The organism is uncultured Roseobacter sp. (genome assembly GCF_947492555.1).
Classification (GTDB): Bacteria; Pseudomonadota; Alphaproteobacteria; order Rhodobacterales; family Rhodobacteraceae; genus Roseobacter.
In genome coordinates this window covers 677665-693594 of sequence record NZ_CANLNE010000002.1, presented here as the reverse complement: position 1 = coordinate 693594, position 15930 = coordinate 677665, and the positions used below count along the sequence as shown (strand labels likewise).

General features: G+C 61.3%; 17 protein-coding genes and 2 riboswitches. Of the genes, 11 read left to right on the top strand and 6 right to left on the bottom strand.

What is annotated here, in order from left to right:
• Positions 1–14: 14 nt before the first annotated feature.
• Positions 15–173, top strand: a riboswitch (FMN riboswitch).
• Between the two features lie 82 nt (positions 174–255).
• Positions 256–699 (top strand): 6,7-dimethyl-8-ribityllumazine synthase, encoded by a 444-nt coding sequence (locus tag Q1A07_RS10440; protein ID WP_299780433.1) that lies wholly within the window; start codon positions 256–258, stop codon positions 697–699.
• Between the two features lie 112 nt (positions 700–811).
• Here Q1A07_RS10440 and Q1A07_RS10435 read toward each other — a convergent pair whose 3' ends face one another.
• From Q1A07_RS10435 to Q1A07_RS10425, 3 genes are read right to left on the bottom strand one after another with little or no spacing between them, the layout of a single operon-like run.
• Entirely contained in the window at positions 812–1504 is a 693-nt protein-coding gene (locus Q1A07_RS10435; RefSeq protein ID WP_299780431.1) for an ATP-binding cassette domain-containing protein, read from the bottom strand.
• Positions 1491–3047 (bottom strand): thiamine/thiamine pyrophosphate ABC transporter permease ThiP, encoded by a 1557-nt coding sequence (locus Q1A07_RS10430; protein WP_299780429.1) that lies wholly within the window; start codon positions 3045–3047, stop codon positions 1491–1493. Before Q1A07_RS10430 ends, Q1A07_RS10435 begins: the two co-directional genes overlap by 14 nt.
• Positions 3023–4000, bottom strand: a complete 978-nt coding sequence (locus tag Q1A07_RS10425; RefSeq protein ID WP_299780427.1) for a thiamine ABC transporter substrate binding subunit — start codon at positions 3998–4000, stop codon at positions 3023–3025. The genes Q1A07_RS10430 and Q1A07_RS10425 overlap by 25 nt, the downstream gene beginning before the upstream one ends.
• Before the next feature lie 34 nt (positions 4001–4034).
• Positions 4035–4136: riboswitch (TPP riboswitch) on the bottom strand.
• Between the two features lie 92 nt (positions 4137–4228).
• Between Q1A07_RS10425 and aroC the strand changes: the two genes are divergently transcribed.
• Positions 4229–5329 (top strand): chorismate synthase, encoded by a 1101-nt coding sequence (aroC, locus tag Q1A07_RS10420; protein WP_299780426.1) that lies wholly within the window; start codon positions 4229–4231, stop codon positions 5327–5329.
• Between the two features lie 7 nt (positions 5330–5336).
• Here the strand turns inward: aroC and Q1A07_RS10415 are convergent, their stop codons facing one another.
• On the bottom strand, positions 5337–5930 hold the full coding sequence (locus Q1A07_RS10415; protein WP_299780424.1) for a TetR/AcrR family transcriptional regulator: 594 nt from the start codon (positions 5928–5930) through the stop codon (positions 5337–5339).
• A 138-nt stretch (positions 5931–6068) separates the two neighbouring features.
• On the opposite strand from Q1A07_RS10415, the gene Q1A07_RS10410 reads away from it, so the two are divergent.
• The 4 genes from Q1A07_RS10410 to Q1A07_RS10395 all read left to right on the top strand — a co-directional run bounded on the left by Q1A07_RS10410 (position 6069) and on the right by Q1A07_RS10395 (position 8771).
• Positions 6069–6455, top strand: coding sequence for a DM13 domain-containing protein (locus tag Q1A07_RS10410; RefSeq protein WP_299780422.1), 387 nt, complete (start codon positions 6069–6071; stop codon positions 6453–6455).
• A 72-nt stretch (positions 6456–6527) separates the two neighbouring features.
• Positions 6528–7502: a DMT family transporter gene (locus tag Q1A07_RS10405; protein WP_299781956.1), complete on the top strand. Its 975-nt coding sequence runs from the start codon at positions 6528–6530 to the stop codon at positions 7500–7502.
• Positions 7503–7519: 17 nt separating this feature from the next.
• Positions 7520–8119 (top strand): cob(I)yrinic acid a,c-diamide adenosyltransferase, encoded by a 600-nt coding sequence (cobO, locus tag Q1A07_RS10400; RefSeq protein ID WP_299780420.1) that lies wholly within the window; start codon positions 7520–7522, stop codon positions 8117–8119.
• 40 nt (positions 8120–8159) lie between these two features.
• Positions 8160–8771, top strand: coding sequence for a DUF6434 domain-containing protein (locus Q1A07_RS10395; protein WP_299780418.1), 612 nt, complete (start codon positions 8160–8162; stop codon positions 8769–8771).
• Here the strand turns inward: Q1A07_RS10395 and Q1A07_RS10390 are convergent, their stop codons facing one another.
• Together Q1A07_RS10390 and Q1A07_RS10385 are read right to left on the bottom strand one after the other, a co-directional pair.
• Positions 8772–10340 carry an alkaline phosphatase D family protein gene (locus tag Q1A07_RS10390; RefSeq protein WP_299780416.1) on the bottom strand — a complete coding sequence of 523 codons (1569 nt, stop codon included), beginning with the start codon at positions 10338–10340 and terminating at the stop codon, positions 8772–8774.
• Between the two features lie 134 nt (positions 10341–10474).
• Entirely contained in the window at positions 10475–11344 is an 870-nt protein-coding gene (locus Q1A07_RS10385; RefSeq protein ID WP_299780414.1) for a branched-chain amino acid aminotransferase, read from the bottom strand.
• A 170-nt stretch (positions 11345–11514) separates the two neighbouring features.
• On the opposite strand from Q1A07_RS10385, the gene Q1A07_RS10380 reads away from it, so the two are divergent.
• The 5 genes from Q1A07_RS10380 (at position 11515) to dxs (ending at position 15928) form a co-directional block, all read left to right on the top strand.
• Positions 11515–12027 (top strand): MarR family transcriptional regulator, encoded by a 513-nt coding sequence (locus tag Q1A07_RS10380; protein ID WP_299780412.1) that lies wholly within the window; start codon positions 11515–11517, stop codon positions 12025–12027.
• Positions 12024–12725, top strand: a complete 702-nt coding sequence (locus Q1A07_RS10375; protein WP_299780410.1) for a response regulator — start codon at positions 12024–12026, stop codon at positions 12723–12725. The genes Q1A07_RS10380 and Q1A07_RS10375 overlap by 4 nt, the downstream gene beginning before the upstream one ends.
• A gap of 146 nt (positions 12726–12871) precedes the next feature.
• Positions 12872–13114 (top strand): exodeoxyribonuclease VII small subunit, encoded by a 243-nt coding sequence (locus tag Q1A07_RS10370; protein ID WP_299780408.1) that lies wholly within the window; start codon positions 12872–12874, stop codon positions 13112–13114.
• 2 nt (positions 13115–13116) lie between these two features.
• Positions 13117–13986: a polyprenyl synthetase family protein gene (locus tag Q1A07_RS10365; RefSeq protein WP_299780406.1), complete on the top strand. Its 870-nt coding sequence runs from the start codon at positions 13117–13119 to the stop codon at positions 13984–13986.
• 10 nt (positions 13987–13996) lie between these two features.
• Positions 13997–15928, top strand: coding sequence for a 1-deoxy-D-xylulose-5-phosphate synthase (dxs, locus tag Q1A07_RS10360; RefSeq protein WP_299780404.1), 1932 nt, complete (start codon positions 13997–13999; stop codon positions 15926–15928).
• Positions 15929–15930: the final 2 nt, after the last annotated feature.

Here is a 15930-nt window from a genome sequence, read left to right as displayed (position 1 = left end):
TATTGGCAAGCTCGGCGCATTCTCAGGGCGGGGTGGAATTCCCCACCGGCGGTATGAAGGATTTTACCTTTGAGCCCGCGAGCGCATCGGGTTTCCTACGGAAATCCCTTGGTCCAGCAGATCTGGTGAGAGGCCAGAGCCGACGGTTACAGTCCGGATGAAAGAGAATGCACGCGGGCGGCGTGGCCGGGTAGGTCATGTGGTCGTGCGTGTGATCGCCTTGGGTGGACGTGTCTGAACCTAAAGGAGATCAACATGACACACACCCGTTTCGCCTTTGTCAAAGCGCAGTGGCACGCCGATATCGTGGACCGCGCCTATGACAGTTTTACCCAGACCATGCCCCCCGCACAGGTCGATGTCTTCGACGTGCCGGGCGCGTTCGAGATGCCGCTGATGGCGCGCGACCTGGCCCTCACCGGGACCTATGCCGCTGTTGTCTGTGCGGCCTTCGTCGTGGACGGCGGCATTTATCGCCACGATTTCGTGGCCCAATCCGTCGTCGATGGTCTGATGCGCGTGGGCCTCGATACCGGCGTGCCCGTGCTGTCGGTCTCGCTGACCCCGCATCAGTATCAGGAGACCGAACACCACAATGCTATCTATCGTGCGCATTTCCTCCAGAAGGGGCGCGAGGCCGCAGAGGCCGCACTTGGGATCCTGAAGGCCCGTGCAGCGCTGCGAGCAGACGCGGCCTAAGACGTCAGACCGCGCACAATGTCGGGGGAGAGAAGCGCCCTTGCCCCCATCGAAGGGGCACGGGCGCTGCCCGGCACATGTGCCGGGCGGTGGCGCCTGACAGCAGACGACTCTATCCCAAATAGGCGCGCAAGGCGGGGGGTGGATCCTCCAAAAGCGACTTGGCGGGTTGTGGGGCCGCAGCCCGCCCACCTTCAACAAAAATCACATCATCCACGATCCGCCGCACGTCTGCGGGGTCGTGAGTGACCATGAGCAACGTCGCCTCTGCCTCCGCGCTCAATTCCTGCACCAGATCGAGCATTTCCTGCCGGAGTGCAGGGCCGAGGGCGGCAAAGGGTTCATCCAGCAGGATCACCGGGCGATCCTGAACCAGCACCCGCGCAAGGGCGGCGCGGCTTTGCTGGCCACCCGACAATTCCCCCGGTCTACGCGCGGACATGCCCCCCAGACCGACCCGCTCCAGTGCAAGATCAACACGCGCCTGGTCTTCCGGCGTCAGCTTCAGATCAGGCCGGATGCCCAAGCCGATATTCTGCGCAATACTGAGATGCGGAAAGAGATTGTTATCCTGAAACAGCATCGCAATGGGCCGCTGCCCCGGTGGCGTGTGGGTGATATCCCGGTCTTGCCACCACAGCCGCCCCGACGCGAGCGGCAGAAAGCCCCCGGTAGCGCCCAGCAAGGTCGATTTACCCGCGCCGGAGGGGCCAATCACCGCAGTCTTGCGTCCCGGCGTGATCTCGAAATCCGCCTCTAGCGCGAAATCGCCCTGGGCGATCCTTATGCTTTCAAGCCTCAGCACCCCAGCGGCCTCCTTTGTCGCATATCCAGAAAAGCCCCAGCGCCATGGCAAGCAACAGCAGCGCCGCCCCGGCAGCCGCCTCGGTCCTGTAAGCCCCCATCAGGCGATACATCTGTAATGGCAAGGTCGCGCGATCCGGGTCAGCAAAGAGGGCAATGACCCCCAGATCCCCAACCGACAGCGCGCCGGTCAGGCCCGCTGCAAATCCGATCTGTGCGCGCAAGCGCGGCAGCACCAGCCAGCGCCACGCAGGCCAACCTTGCAGACCCAGTGACCGGGTCAAGCGGTCATAGGTTGTCAGCACATCGCGCAGGGGCGGCACGAGGATGCGCAGCGCGAAAGGCAGAGCCATCAGCGCATTGATCAGCGCGGTAACCGGCAAAGCCAGCGGCACCGGGTCGGCAACCGGATTGATCAGAATGAACCAGCCGGTGCCGATCATCAGCGGTGAGGCGGAGAGACCAATCAGGCCAATCGCTTCCGCCCCCCCTGCCCGCCGCGTACTGATCCAGCCCGCCATGGGCAGGGCAATCGCCAGCAGCACCGCGATGCTCAACACCGCGACGCCCAGTGAATTGCCTGCCGTCTTCCAGACAACCGAGGGCATCTCTGGCAGTCCCTGCAGACCCGCCAATAGAATGGCCATCAAGGGCAACAGCAGAAAGGCGCTGCCCAAGGCGATGATGCCCGTGTCCAACGCCCGTTGCACCCCGCCGCGCGCATCCCAGCGGCGCAGCTTTCGATCCAGCCCGGCGGTCAGCGGGAAGTCCGGAATGATCCAAAGCGCGATCAGCGCCGCACTCCCCGCCAGCACCAGCTGGATGATGGAAAGCAACGACGCGCGGGCGAGGTCGAAATCGAAGCGAAAGGCCTGGTAGATGGCCAGCTCAATGGTGGTGGCACGCGGGCCCCCGCCGAGCGTCAGCGCCACGGCAAAGCTGGTCAGGCAGATCACGAAGATCAGGGCCGCCGCACCGGGCACAACCTGCAGCAACAGGGGGTATTCCAGCGTACGACGGATCATCGCCGGCGGCAGATCAAGCTGGGCGGCAAGGCGGAACCGTTCCGCAGGGATGCTTTGCCATCCTTGCAACAAAAGGCGCGTGGCCAGCGGCAGGTTGAAGAAAACATGGGCCAGTACCACGCCATGCAGCCCGTAAATCGACAGGCCAGGAAGCCCAAGGACTCCCAGCACCTCATTCACCCACCCGGTCCGGCCAAAGACGGTGAGAAGGCCAAGGACCGCCACAATGACTGGCAAGATGAAGGGCGCGCCCAGAAGCGTGATCAGCGCCCCCCGCCCCCAGAACCGGCGGCGGGCCAGTGCGCGGGCCAGCGGGATTGCACAGATGACGGAGATCACCGCCGACCATGCCGATTGGACCACCGTGAACCGGATCGCCGCCCATTCCGACGGGCCAAGCCCACGGCCCACTTCGGCGCGCAGCCCCAGCCCGACAAAGGACAGCACGACCACTGCAACGACAAAGCCGCCGGCGACGATCCCTGTGGTGCCGATTACTGGCTGAGCGCGGTGCGCCATGTCTCGATGGCCTGATCTTTGCGACTTTCAGCTTCTTCTTCCGAGTAGAAGAGGACCTTTTCCGGCAGCGGCAGTTGTGCCCACCCCTCTGGCCACTGATCTTCGGGCAGGGCCGAAGGCAAGGACCAGTTGGCCGTCGGGATCATTTGCTGAAAATCCGTGGAGAGCACATAGGCCATGAAGGCGTCTGCCAGTTCCGGCGCGTCGGTCTTGGCAATCTTGCCCACGGTTTCAACCATGAAGTAGTGACCTTCCGGGAAGATCGCCGCCTTTTTCGTGAAATCCTCTTCGGCAAACATGTGATAGGCGGGGGATGTCGTGTAACTCAGCACCATATCCACCTCACCATCGGTGAACATGCCGTAGCTGGCGGACCAGTCCTTGGTCACGGTCAGGATTTTGGGCGCGAGTTTGGCCCAGACATCCGCGGATTTATCGCCGTAGACCGCCTCGACCCAGAGTACGAGCGCCAGGCCCGAGATCGAGGTGCGCGGGTCCTGGATGACCAGTTTGACGTCGTCGTCCATCTCCAGCAGCGCATCAAAGCTGGCGGGCGGGGCATCCATCATGGTTTCATTGTAGATGAAGGCAGTGTGCCCGTAGTTGAAGGGCAGGAAGGTGTCATCGGCCCAATCAATCGGCAGCGTCAGGGCAGCATTATCCTGCCCATGCGGTGCAAAGAGGCCTGTGGCGCGTGCCTTGGCGGTCACGTCAGAGGTCAGGCCGATCACCACATCTGCCTTGGTCCGCTCGCCTTCGAGCAAAAGCCGCGGCAGCAGATCGCCCGTGGAGAATTGCAGGTCGCAGTTGCAGATCTCTTCGAAACCCGCTTCGATCTTGGGGCCCGGGCCCCATTCCGACGTAAAATAGTCGCCTGCATAGACGGTCAGCACCGAGGTATCGGCCCCGGCCTGCGTGGCCAGCAGCGTTGTTGCAAGTAAGGTTCTCCGCATGATCAATCCTTTCAAATGCGACGAACGGATGAGAGGATGATCAGCTCACCTTCCCTCCGCCGGTCTTAACCGGTTCAGGTTCTACGGGTCCGCGATACATCGCATCTCAGCCGGATAGGCCCCCCGAGGTACGCTCAGACGTAAAGCCGCATCCAAGGATTGGCAAGCGATAAGCTCTTGAGGCGATCCGTCCGCCCCGCTAAGCACGCGGGTCAAAGGAGCCGCTCAATGTCGATCAACAGCTTTGGCCATCTTTTCCGCGTGACCACATGGGGCGAGAGCCACGGGCCTGCCCTGGGCGCGACGGTGGATGGTTGCCCGCCCGGCGTGGCAATCGACGCGGCGATGATCCAGCAGTGGATGGACAAGCGCAAACCGGGGCAAAACAAATACACCACGCAGCGACGCGAGGCGGATGAGGTGAAAATCCTCTCTGGTGTGTTCGAGGGGCAGACCACGGGCACGCCCGTGCAGCTGATGATCGAAAACACCGATCAACGCTCCAAGGACTATGGCGACATCAAGGACAAGTTTCGCCCCGGGCACGCGGACATCACATATTTCCAGAAATATGGCATCCGCGATTATCGCGGCGGCGGCCGGTCAAGCGCGCGCGAAACGGCAGCGCGTGTTGCCGCCGGTGGTCTTGCGCGCGCGGCAATTGCAGCGCTTGTCCCAGGCGTTGAAATCAAGGGGTACATGACGCAGATGGGGCCGCATCAGATTGATCGGGACCGGTTTGACTGGGAGCAGATCGATGCGAACCCTTTCTGGGTACCGGATGCGGTGGCTGCCGAGGAATGGGCCGCTTACCTTGATGGGTTGCGCAAGTCCGGCAGTTCCGTGGGCGCCGTGATCGAGGTCGTCGCGCGGGGGGTGCCCGCAGGTCTGGGCGCGCCCGTCTATGGCAAGCTGGACACGGATCTGGCCGCCGCGATGATGAGTATCAATGCCGTCAAGGGTGTGGAAATCGGTGAAGGCATGTCCGCCGCCATGCTGACGGGCGAATTGAACGCGGATGAGATCACCATGGGCCCGGAGGGGCCGGTCTATTCCTCAAACCACGCCGGTGGCATTCTGGGCGGCATCAGCACCGGGCAGGACATCGTGGTGCGCTTTGCCGTCAAGCCAACGTCCAGCATCCTGACCACGCGCCGCACAATCACCAAATCCGGGGAAGAGACGGAAATCATCACCAAGGGCCGTCACGACCCCTGCGTCGGCATCCGTGCGGTGCCGGTGGGGGAAGCGATGATGGCCTGTGTGCTGCTGGATCACATCCTGCTGCACCGCGGTCAGGTGGGCGAGAACCGTGGACACATCGGCTGACCGCTGATCACGCCGGTTCCATGTCCAGCAGCCGCGCGACGCTCTCCACACTCTGTTCCAGAATGCCCAAGGGCATGCGGGACCGCGCCAGAACCCGCAGACCGATGTACTGAGTCAGAAGAACGTTGGCGAGGGCCTTGCGCTCTGCGTCGGGCAGTGCGCGATGGGTTGGTGACGCACGCAGGGCGGCTTCGAACCCATCCCGAATCCCTCTCATCCCTTTCTCAACCGCCCCGGCAATCTCCGGATCGGACATTTCGAAACCGGCAGCGGCGGAGCAAAGCAGACAACCACGCGTGTCCCCGGCCGTAACGGCTGCACAAAGCGCGGCAAAGAGGCTGATAATACGTTCGCGCCCGTCCGGCACATCCGCATCGGTCAGCCGTGCCTTGGCGGCGCCTACCGCCTCCTCTTCATAGTGCTCCAGCACCAGTAGAAAGAGGTTCTTTTTGTCCTTGAAAGCCTTGTAAAGGCTGCCGCGAGTCAGGCCCATCCCGTCCAGCAAGTCAGGCAGGGAAGACTCCAAAAAGCCCTTCTCCCAAAAGACAGCTGTTGCTCTTTTGATTGCGTCGTCAGTATCGAACTCTCTGGGACGTGCCATCCGGATCTCCTGCTTGCGTGTAATATAGTTCGGAACCATCTGTTACACAACTCACGCAGACGTGTATTGTACTGAATGGTTCCAAACTCTAGATTGGCGTCGAGATCAACAACCCAACTGCAAAAAAGGACCAGCCCCATGAAAAATATCCTCTCCGCTCTTCTCGTTGTCGGCCTGACCGCCCTCGCCACATTCAGCGCAGTTGCCGGCACCACCCAGCAGTCCACCTTCACCGGCAAAAGCGATCACATCACCACCGGCGGCGTGACCATTGTCAAAAACGCCGATGGCACAGCAACCGTCACACTTGAGGACGACTTCTCTCTCGACGGCGCACCCGACCCGCGTGTGGCCTTTGGCAAGGACGGTGCCTATGTGCCTGCCGGCGACCTGGGCGAGCTGAAAAAGCTGAACGGCAAGCAGGTCTATACCGTGCCCGCCTCCGTCAACATTGATGACTACAATGAAATCTACATCTGGTGTCTCAAATTCTCGGTGCCGCTGGGTGTTGCCCCGCTGAGCTAACAGCACTGCATGGATCGAGCGGGCCGTGCAGGCGCGCTTGATCTTTCCAGCCCGGAGGCGCAAGAGGGCCATATGGCCCAGGACATGACCCAACACAGACCTGGCCGCGCAATTGCATTGAAGCTCTGCGCGGTCTTTCTGTTTATGGTCATGGCGGCCATCATCAAGAGCGTATCAAGCGAGGTGCCTCCGGGCGAAGCCGTCTTTTTCCGCTCCCTCTTTGCTATTCCGATCATTGCCATATGGCTGGCGCAGCGGGGGCAACTGCGCGAAGGGCTCGTTCCGTCGAACCTCATGGGCCATGTCTGGCGCGGCGTCTTTGGCACCTCGGCCATGGGGCTAACCTTTGCGGGGCTCGGGCTACTCCCTCTGCCGGAGGTGACCGCCATCGGCTACGCAACGCCGATGTTTGCGGTGATCTTTGCCGCCCTGTTTCTGGGCGAACGCATCCGCCTGATCCGCCTCTCTGCCGTGGCACTCGGACTTGTCGGTGTGATGATCGTGATTGCCCCGCGCCTCAGCATCGGGGCCGATGAGATGTCCCGCGCTGCCACCTTTGGGGCAATCCTGGTGCTGATCGCGTCGGTTCTGCGCGCCCTTGTTCAAATCCACGTCCGTCGCCTGGTGCAAACAGATCACACCGCGGCCATCGTCTTTTACTTCTCCGTCACCGCGACCTGTCTTGCCATGTTGTCCGCGCCCATAGGATGGGTTGTCGATCACCCTGCCTTCGTCTGGGTCTGGCCGGAGCACTCTGTCGTGCTGTTGCTGATCACTGCCGGGCTGATCGGCGGTGTGGCCCAGATCATGGTCACGTCTTCTTACCGCTTTGGCGGCGCCTCCATGCTGGCGCCCTTCGACTATGCCTCGATGATCTTTGCCAGCCTCATCGGCTATGTTGCGTTTAACGAGGTGCCGACGGGCCCAATTCTGCTCGGTTCTGCCCTTGTCATTTCCGGCGGTATCCTGATTATCTGGCGCGAACGCCAGCTGGGGCTCGACCGCAGCAAGTCCAAACCCAATCAAACGCCTCCAGGCACCCCCTGACACCAAGGAATAACCTCATGTCGGACACGCAGGACCACAAAGAGAAGATGAAGGCCGTGCAGGCCAAGCAGCGCGCCAAGGTAGCAGAGGCGCAGGACCCCGAACGTGGGCTTGTCCTGGTGCATACCGGCAAGGGCAAGGGCAAATCCTCCAGCGCCTTTGGCGTTGTGATCCGGGCGCTGGGATGGAAGCAGAAGGTTGGCGTCGTCCAGTTCATCAAGGGCAAGTGGATCACCGGCGAGAAACGGTTTTTCGATCAGCTGGGCGACGTGACCTGGCACACGATGGGCGAAGGCTTCACCTGGGACACTCAGGACAAGGACCGCGACATCGCTGCAGCCGAGGCGGCCTTTGCCAAGGCGGTCGAGATGATGGAAAGCGGCGAGTTTGACCTGATCGTGCTGGATGAGATCAACATCGCGCTGCGGTACGACTATCTGGATGTGCACAAGGTGATTGAGAGCCTGAAGGGTCGTGACAAACGCACCGGGGTGATCCTGACGGGCCGCGACGCCAAGCCTGAATTGATGGACTACGCCGATCTGGTGACCGAGATGACGGAGGTCAAACACCCGTTTCAGGCGGGCATCAAAGCCCAGCGCGGGGTGGATTTCTAAGCCACCCGGAACATGTTGCGGGTCACAGAGAGGACCCGTGATGCCAAAAACACGCGAAAATCGACCCGAAATCACAACCGTCACCAACGGCACAGAACTGCAACGCTGGTATTGGACCAAGTCCGAACTGGTGGCGCAGGCCAAGACGCTCGGGCTTCGGGCCACCGGCGGCAAGTTCACCATCCTCGACCGGCTCGCACATTACCTCGACACCGGCGAGGAAATCTGGCCGGATGACATCCGCAGCAAGCCCCCCTCAAAATTTGATTGGCATAGCGCGGAACTGAAACCAGAGACGGTCATCACCGACAGCTATCGCAACAGCCAGAACGTCCGGCGTTTTTTCAGGGCGCACGCCGGGGACGGTTTCAAGTTCAACATCGCCTTCATGACATGGATGAAGGACAAAACCGTCAAAACGCTGGCGGATGCTGTAGAAGAATACCTTCGCCAGAGAGCCGAAGCGGCACAGCCCGGCTTTCAAAGCGAAATTGCCCACCACAATCAATTCAACCAGTACACGCGTGATTTCCTGGCCGACAATCCAGACAAAACGATGAAGGACGTGCGGAAATTCTGGGCTCTGAAACGCGACATGCCGTCCGAGGATGGACGGCATGTCTATCACAAGTCTGATCTGGACCTCGACTGATTAAAGACTGGTGCCTTTCGGGTCCAGCGTCACCGTGTAAAGCTCAGTATCTGCGCGGTCCATCAGCCGGACCTTCATCTGCTGCGTCTGCGCATCGATATCGACAAGACCAAAGAACTGCAGCCCGGCGCTGGGTGGCAGGTTGATCCCCTGCTCTTCCGTCGGCGCTTTGACGTATTTCACCTCGGCGCCAAAGGTCATGTCCATCGCATTTGGCCCAAAGGTCCCCGCGTGCAGCGGGCCGGAAACGAACTCCCAGAACGGCTCGAAATCCTGGAACTGCGCCTTGTCTGGGTTGTAGTAATGCGCTGCCGTGTAATGCACATCAGCGGTGAACCAGACGGTGTTGTCGATCCTGGCCGTCTTGATGAACCGCAAGAGCTCCGCCACTTCGACCTCGCGGCCCATCGCAGGTCCGTTCACGCCATCCGCGATGCCTTCGGAGCCTGCCTGTTCACGGAAGTTGTCCCAGACAATCAGCCCGATCGGTTGGTCAGATGCGATCACTTTCCATGTGGCCTTGGAGGCGACCAACTCGCGCTTGAGCCAGGCCATCTGCTCCGCCCCCAGCACCCTCTGGTCGTCGGTCAGTTCCGTGGTCATCTCCGCCGTATTCGGCCCGCGATAGCTGCGCAGATCGAGGAAGAAGACATCCAGCATCGGGCCGTAATTGATCCTGCGGTAAACGCGGTTTGGCTCCTCCGGTGTGATCCGCAGTGGCGTCATCTCGTGGAAGGCACGGGTGGCGCGGGCCTGCAGCACATGCACCGATTTCTCCGAATAGCGATCATCGCCCAACAGGTCCTTGCTGTCGGACCAGTTGTTCACGACCTCATGGTCGTCCCACTGCATGAAGGTGGGCACGGCGGCATTCATCGCGCGCACATGTTCGTCCAGCATGTTGTACTTCCACTGGCCGCGGAATTCATCCAGCGTCTCGGCCACCTTGCGCTTTTCGTCCGGCAGAACGACGTTCTTCCAGATCACCGCGCCGTCTTTCTCAACCTCGTCTTTCATCGGGCCATCGGCATAGACCGTGTCGCCGGAATGGATGAAGAAATCCGGCTGGTGCTGCGCCATGGTCGTATAGGTCGCCATGCCGTCCTCATCGATCCCCCAGCCCTGACCGGCGGTATCACCGGACCAGGCGAACCGGATGTTACGCCGCGCGGTCGGCGCGGTCCGAAAGCGCCCGATCAAGGGTTCGGAAACAGCATTTATGTCGCTCAGATCGGCGGCGACGAAGCGGTAAAAGATATCCTGATCGGAGGGCAGCCCGCTGACCAGCCGCTTGATCGCCATATCGCTGGACGGGATGGCATCCATCGACGCAAGACGCCGCACGTTTGCAAAGCTCTCGGTGGTGGAGACTTCCATGGTCACGCGCGCCGGGCGATCCGTCCGGGTCCAGATCATGCCCGAAGACGTGTCGACATCCCCTGACTGCACACCGTGGGTAAAAACGGGCCGGGAGGCCGCGCGGCTGAGGCTCGGCAGCGCGAGGCTGGCGGCAAAAGCGGTGGAGCCTGCCAGAACAGCGCGGCGGGTCGGGCGGATAAGTCGTGTCACAAGAATCCTCCATGTGGCGATTGGCTACCGCGCTATGGAACAGGTCTTGTGTAACAAATGCCCGACACCCGCGTAACGGGAAAGGCAAAAGATTGTGACGGGCGACAAATGGCCGCCCCGTCACCTTGTCGGTGTCAGGTGCGTACCAGCGTCTCGTAGCCTTGCGCGATATCGCGAGTGATGCTGCCAACCTCGAAATTATAGTCGCCGATCTGACCCACGGGCGTGACTTCGGCGGCAGTGCCAGTCAGCCAGCACTGCTCGAACCCTTCCAGTTCTTCGGGCATGATGTGACGCTCGTGCACCTTGATCTGGCGATCTTTCAGCATGCCGATCACGGTCTGCCGCGTGATCCCGTTGAGGAAACAATCCGGGTCCGGCGTATGCACTTCACCGTCTTTGACAAAGAAGATGTTGGCGCCCGTCGCTTCGGCCACATAGCCGCGGTAGTCGAACATCATCGCATCCGAACAGCCTTTGGCCTCTGCCGCGTGTTTGGACATGGTGCAGATCATGTAAAGGCCCGCCGCTTTGGCGTGGCTTGGGATGGTCTCGGGGCTTGGTCGTTTCCACTTGGAGATGTCGAGCTTGGCGCCCTTCATCTTTGCATCCCCGTAGTACGCCCCCCATTCCCAGGCCGCGATGGCCAGTTGCACCGGATTGCGTGCGGAGGCGACCCCCATATCCTCACCCGCGCCGCGCCAGGCGATGGCCCGCACGTAGGCGTCCTGCAGCCCGCTGGCAGCCAGAACCTCGACCTTGGCGGCCTCAATCTCATCCACGGTATAGGGGATTTCGAAATCGATCATCTGCGCCGACCGAACCAGGCGTTCGGAATGCGCGCGGCTTTTGAAAATCTTGCCGTTATACGCGCGTTCGCCCTCAAATACCGAAGACGCATAGTGCATGGCATGGGTCAGAATATGGACGTTGGCCTCGCGCCATTCGACCATTTGGCCGTTCATCCAGATCTTGCCGTCGCGATCATTGTAAGCGCCTGCCATTGTCTTTCCTTCCAAGGTTGGCAACAAAATTTCCGAATATTGCGCAAATTACGCCCGAACCGGACATAAAGTTGCGCAAAAGATGCGATTCGATAGCCCTTAACCCTTGGAATGTCAACAACACTGACATATGCTGTAACACAATGGCAGGGTGATTATTGAGGCATGTAATGGCAGACGGGCGCGTACCTTCAGCCCAAAGCGGTGAAAACCTTTTGTTTTTGACCGATGAGCAGTTGCGGCAGGGCATCGAGGCGATGTTCTTTGCCTATCGCGGGTTCACGGCCGATCCTGATCGTATCCTCTCGGACATGGCTTACGGGCGCGCCCACCACCGCGCCGTGCATTTCATCAATCGCGCGCCGGGCACCACGGTCAACAATCTGCTCAACATCCTTGGGGTCACGAAACAATCGCTCAACCGTGTCTTGCGCACGCTGATCGAGGATGGTCTGGTCGAAAGCAAGGTCGGGAAGGCGGACAAACGGGAACGTCATCTGTTCCTGACGGAGGAGGGCCACGCGCTGGAACAGAAATTGTCGGACGCACAACGGGTACGGATGCGGATGGCGTACCGGGAAGCCGGGCCGGACGCCGTCGCCGGGTTCCGCACGGTGTTGGAGGCGATGATGGACCGGGAAATGCGCAACGCCTACGGACGGTTGAAGGATAGCGGCACATGAGCGATATGGACGCGCACCTGCTGATCATCGACGATGACGAGCGGATCAGGACACTTTTGCAGAAATTCCTGATGCGTAATGGGTTTCTGGTGACCGCCGCACGGGACGCGGCGCATGCGCGGCGCATTCTGTCGGGGCTGGATTTCGATCTGATCGTGCTCGATGTCATGATGCCTGGTGAGGACGGTCTGGAGCTGACCAGATCCTTGCGGGAAACACGGGCCGTGCCGATCCTGCTGCTGACGGCCAAGGGCGAAACCGGCAACCGGATCGAGGGGCTGGAAGCGGGCGCGGATGACTATCTGCCAAAGCCTTTCGAGCCAAAGGAGCTGCTCCTGCGCATCAACGCCATTCTGCGCCGCATGCCCGAAGCGCCCGCCGACCAGACAGCGCCCAAGGTGCTGACGCTTGGAGGCATTCGATATGACATGGAACGTGGCGAGATGTGGCAGGGTGAAGACCTCGTGCGGCTGACCGCCACCGAAATGCAGCTGATGAAAATTTTCTCGGCCAGTTGCAACGAACCCATCAGCCGCGCCAAGCTGGTTGAAGAGCTGGGGCGGGATCGCGGGCAGGCGCAGGAACGTGCCGTCGATGTGCAGATCACCCGTTTGCGCCGCAAGATCGAGGAAGACCCCAAGCAGCCGCGGTACCTGCAAACCGTCCGTGGTGCGGGGTATATGCTGGCGCCGGAATAGCAGGCCTGATGTTTGGGGGCTGTCTGCCCCCGGCCCTGACGGGCCTCCCCCGAGGATATTTCTGGCCAGAAGAAACAGGGCGCGGGCTGGCACAGCGCGGAAATACCCGCTAGAAAACCGCCAGCGCAAAGACAGGATTTCCGACCATGACCGATATCCCAGTGGATCAAATGAGCTTTGAACAGGCCATGGCTGAGCTTGAGAATGTTTTGGGCCAGTTGGAGCGTGGCGACGTGGCGCTGGATGAGAGCATTGCTCTTTACGAGCGTGGTGCGGCCTTGAAAGCGCGCTGCGAGGCCAAGCTAAAAGAAGCCGAAGAGAAAGTTGCTGCCATTACATTGGACGGCGACGGCACACCGACGGGAACGACACCGGTCGAAGGGCTCTGACCATGTTCGAGACCCGTCTGGGCGCGGATGCTCAGGCCATTCAACAGCATTTCGACCTGATATTGGGGCGTCTGGACGACCTGCCCGTGGTGCAGGCCATGGCGCATGCAACCCACGGCGGCAAGCGTTTGCGGGGTTTTCTGGTGTTGGAAAGCGCGCGGCTTCATGACATCGACATCGGGGCGGCGATCTGGCCTGCCACGGCCATTGAGGCGCTGCATGCCTATTCGCTGGTGCATGATGATCTGCCGTGCATGGATGATGATGACATGCGGCGCGGTCGTCCAACGGTGCATCGCAAATGGGACGAGGCAACCGCTGTGCTGGCGGGCGACGCTTTGCAGACACTCGCCTTCGAGCTGGTGACGGGGACCGAGGCAGGCCTGGAGGCCCAGGTGCGGGCCACACTCGCATTGCGCCTGGCTCGCGCCAGCGGGGCGCAGGGGATGGTTCTGGGACAGGCGCTCGATATTGCGGCGGAAACGGTTCAGCATCCTTTGACACTGGACGACATCACAGCACTTCAGCGCGGCAAGACAGGCGCCCTGATCGAATGGGCTGCCACCGCCGGGGCGGTGATGGCCGAAGCAGACACCACTGCCCTGCAGGACTATGCGTGCGCCCTTGGCCTTGCCTTCCAGATTGCCGATGATGTTCTGGATGTGACCGGAGACAGTGCCACGGTCGGCAAGGCAGTTGGCAAAGACGCCGAAGCGGGCAAGGCAACCTTCGTGTCGCTTCTGGGGCTGGACGCGGCGCGGCAGCGCGCCGATGATCTGGCGGATCAGGCCTGCGACAGCCTGGGGGGTTACGGCGCGCGCGCAGACATCTTAAAAGAGGCTGCGCGTTTTGTCGTGACGCGCGCGCATTGAGAGGGGCATCATGACCTCAGACAAACCCGAAACACCGCTGCTGGACAGGATCCGGCGCCCTGCGGACATGAAAGACCTGTCTGATCGGGAGCTGACCCAGCTGGCACATGAGCTGCGGGCCGAAACCGTCTCTGCCGTTTCGGTAACGGGCGGACATCTGGGGGCGGGTCTGGGTGTCGTCGAATTGACGGTGGCGCTGCATGCGGTCTTCGATACGCCGCGCGACAAGCTGATCTGGGACGTGGGCCACCAGTGCTACCCGCACAAAATCCTGACCGAGCGCCGGGACCGCATCCGCACGTTGCGCATGAAAGACGGGCTCAGCGGCTTCACCAAACGCAAGGAATCACCTTACGATCCCTTTGGCGCGGCACATAGTTCGACCTCGATCTCTGCCGCTTTGGGTTTTGCCGTGGCCCGGGATCTGGGCGGCGTGGTGCCCGAAGGGCTGGGCGACGCAATTGCTGTGATCGGCGATGGCTCGATGAGCGCGGGCATGGCCTATGAGGCGATGAACAACGCGGGCCATCTGGGCAAACGCCTGATTGTGATCCTCAATGACAATGAAATGTCCATCGCCCCGCCGGTGGGCGCCATGTCCACCTACCTCAGCAGGCTTTACGCAGAGGAACCGTTTCAGGATTTCAAGGCCGCTGCCAAAGGTGCCGTCAGCCTGCTGCCCGAACCCTTCCGCGAAGGGGCCAAACGCGCCAAGGACATCCTGAAGGGCATGGCCGTGGGGGGCACACTGTTTGAACAGCTTGGGTTTTCCTATCTCGGCCCAATCGACGGACACGACATGGACCAGCTCTTGCCGGTGCTGCGCACAGTCAAGGCGCGCGCGACGGGGCCGATCCTGATCCATGTGCTGACCAAGAAGGGAAAGGGATACGCGCCTGCAGAATCCGCCCGCGACAAGGGGCACGCCACGGCCAAGTTCGACGTGATCACCGGCGAGCAGAAAAAGGCGCCCTCAAATGCGCCGATTTACACCCGCGTATTTGCCGACAGCCTGCTGCAGGAAGCCGCAGAGGACGATAAGATTTGCGCCGTCACAGCGGCGATGCCGGATGGCACCGGCCTCAACCTTTTTGCCGAACGCTACCCGAGCCGCTGTTTTGACGTGGGCATCGCGGAGCAACACGGGGTGACTTTCTCCGCTGCCTTGGCCGCGGGCGGGATGAAACCCTTTTGCACGATGTATTCCACCTTCCTGCAGCGCGGCTATGATCAGGTGGTGCATGACGTGGCGATCCAGCGCCTGCCGGTGCGCTTTGCCATCGACCGGGCCGGGTTGGTCGGCGCGGATGGGGCAACGCATGCAGGCTCTTTCGACATCGCCTATCTTGCCAATCTGCCGGGCTTTGTCGTGATGGCGGCAGCGGATGAGGCGGAGCTGAAACACATGGTCGCCACGGCTGCGGCGCATGGTGACGGCCCTATCGCCTTCCGCTTTCCGCGCGGTGAAGGCAATGGCGTCGAGATGCCGGAACGCGGCGAGGTGCTGGAGATCGGCAAGGGCCGGATCATCTCCAAAGGATCGCGCGTCGCCCTGCTGTCCTTCGGGACCCGGCTTGCAGAAGTGGAAAAGGCGGCAGAGGCGCTCACCGCGCGGGGCATCCGCCCAACCGTTGCAGACGCACGTTTTGCCAAGCCGCTGGATCGTGATCTGATCCTGCAACTGGCCGCCGATCACGAGGCGCTGATCACCATCGAGGAAGGTGCCCTAGGCGGTTTCGGCAGCCATGTCGCGCAGCTTCTGGCCGACGAGGGCGTCTTTGATGAAGGGCTGAAATACCGCTCCATAGTGCTGCCCGACATCTTCATCGATCAGGCCAGCCCAGCGGATATGTATGCCGTGGCGGGCATGAATGCGGCCGAGATCGAAGGCAAAGTGCTGAACGTGCTTGGCGTTGCGCAGATCGGCGAAGCCCGCGCCTGAGC

Excerpts from the sequence above, each read along its gene's own strand:
- Q1A07_RS10440 (WP_299780433.1), top strand. The coding sequence starts at position 256 with ATGACACACACCCGTTTCGCCTTTGTCAAAGCGCAGTGGCACGCCGAT.
- Q1A07_RS10430 (WP_299780429.1), bottom strand. The coding sequence starts at position 3,047 with ATGGCGCACCGCGCTCAGCCAGTAATCGGCACCACAGGGATCGTCGCC.
- Q1A07_RS10425 (WP_299780427.1), bottom strand. The coding sequence starts at position 4,000 with ATGCGGAGAACCTTACTTGCAACAACGCTGCTGGCCACGCAGGCCGGG.
- aroC (WP_299780426.1), top strand. The coding sequence starts at position 4,229 with ATGTCGATCAACAGCTTTGGCCATCTTTTCCGCGTGACCACATGGGGC.
- Q1A07_RS10415 (WP_299780424.1), bottom strand. The coding sequence starts at position 5,930 with ATGGCACGTCCCAGAGAGTTCGATACTGACGACGCAATCAAAAGAGCA.
- Q1A07_RS10410 (WP_299780422.1), top strand. The coding sequence starts at position 6,069 with ATGAAAAATATCCTCTCCGCTCTTCTCGTTGTCGGCCTGACCGCCCTC.
- Q1A07_RS10405 (WP_299781956.1), top strand. The coding sequence starts at position 6,528 with ATGGCCCAGGACATGACCCAACACAGACCTGGCCGCGCAATTGCATTG.
- cobO (WP_299780420.1), top strand. The coding sequence starts at position 7,520 with ATGTCGGACACGCAGGACCACAAAGAGAAGATGAAGGCCGTGCAGGCC.
- Q1A07_RS10395 (WP_299780418.1), top strand. The coding sequence starts at position 8,160 with ATGCCAAAAACACGCGAAAATCGACCCGAAATCACAACCGTCACCAAC.
- Q1A07_RS10385 (WP_299780414.1), bottom strand. The coding sequence starts at position 11,344 with ATGGCAGGCGCTTACAATGATCGCGACGGCAAGATCTGGATGAACGGC.
- Q1A07_RS10380 (WP_299780412.1), top strand. The coding sequence starts at position 11,515 with ATGGCAGACGGGCGCGTACCTTCAGCCCAAAGCGGTGAAAACCTTTTG.
- Q1A07_RS10375 (WP_299780410.1), top strand. The coding sequence starts at position 12,024 with ATGAGCGATATGGACGCGCACCTGCTGATCATCGACGATGACGAGCGG.
- Q1A07_RS10370 (WP_299780408.1), top strand. The coding sequence starts at position 12,872 with ATGACCGATATCCCAGTGGATCAAATGAGCTTTGAACAGGCCATGGCT.
- Q1A07_RS10365 (WP_299780406.1), top strand. The coding sequence starts at position 13,117 with ATGTTCGAGACCCGTCTGGGCGCGGATGCTCAGGCCATTCAACAGCAT.
- dxs (WP_299780404.1), top strand. The coding sequence starts at position 13,997 with ATGACCTCAGACAAACCCGAAACACCGCTGCTGGACAGGATCCGGCGC.